The sequence below is a fragment of the Bacillus sp. P4_D3 genome (assembly GCF_056401855.1).
Window position 1 is genome coordinate 1 of record NZ_JBFUIN010000953.1, and the last position, 1,027, is coordinate 1,027.

Genomic DNA, 1,027 nt, shown 5'->3' on the forward strand with positions numbered 1-1,027 from the left:
GATTTAGAAGATGTGTTTCATTATGAAACAGGAATTGAGGCTTTCGTTTCATACTTAAACGAAGAGAAAGATTCGATTCATCCAGTTGTATATTTCTCGGGTGAGCAAAATGGAATTGAAGCAGAGTTAGCGTTTCAGTTTAATGATGGTTACTCAGAAAACATTCTTTCGTTTGTAAATAATGTACGTACAAAAGACGGTGGTACACACGAAGCTGGATTTAAAACAGCAATGACACGTGTGTTCAATGAGTATGCTCGTAAAGTTTCTTTATTAAAAGAAAAAGACAAAAATTTAGAGGGTACAGATATTCGTGAAGGATTAGCTTCGATTGTTTCTGTACGTGTACCAGAAGACGTACTCCAGTTTGAAGGGCAAACGAAAGGGAAACTAGGTACAAGTGAAGCTCGTTCTTCAATTGATGCAATTGTATCTGAGCATTTAGCTTACTTTTTAGAAGAAAATCCAGATGTAGCTACACTTCTTGTGAGAAAGGCGATTAAAGCAGCGCAAGCACGTGAGGCTGCTCGTAAAGCGAGAGAAGAAGCACGTACTGGTAAGAAGAAGAAAAAATCAGAAGGTACTTTAAGCGGGAAGTTAACACCTGCGCAATCACGTAATCCTCAGAAAAACGAATTGTATTTAGTAGAGGGTGACTCGGCTGGTGGTTCAGCAAAGCAAGGGCGAGATCGCCGTTTCCAAGCGGTGCTACCATTACGTGGTAAAGTAATTAACACGGAAAAAGCAAAGCTTGCTGATATTTTTAAGAATGAAGAGATCAATACGATTATTTACGCAATTGGCGGCGGCGTAGGGAATGAGTTCGCTGTTGAAGATATTAACTACGATAAAGTTGTTATTATGACCGATGCAGATACGGATGGAGCACATATTCAAGTGTTACTACTGACGTTCTTCTACCGTTACATGAAACCACTTATTGAAGCTGGTAAAGTATTTATCGCACTTCCACCTTTATATAAAGTAAGTAAAGGAAAAGGGAAAAGTGAAGTAATTGAATATGCAT

The 1,027-nt window shown here is 38.7% G+C and carries 1 protein-coding gene; it reads left to right on the top strand.

The window, feature by feature from the left end; translation table 11 throughout:
* Window positions 1-1,027 (top strand): toprim domain-containing protein (locus AC1DTM_RS28280; protein ID WP_477001465.1); only part of this gene is annotated, 1,027 nt, incomplete at both ends.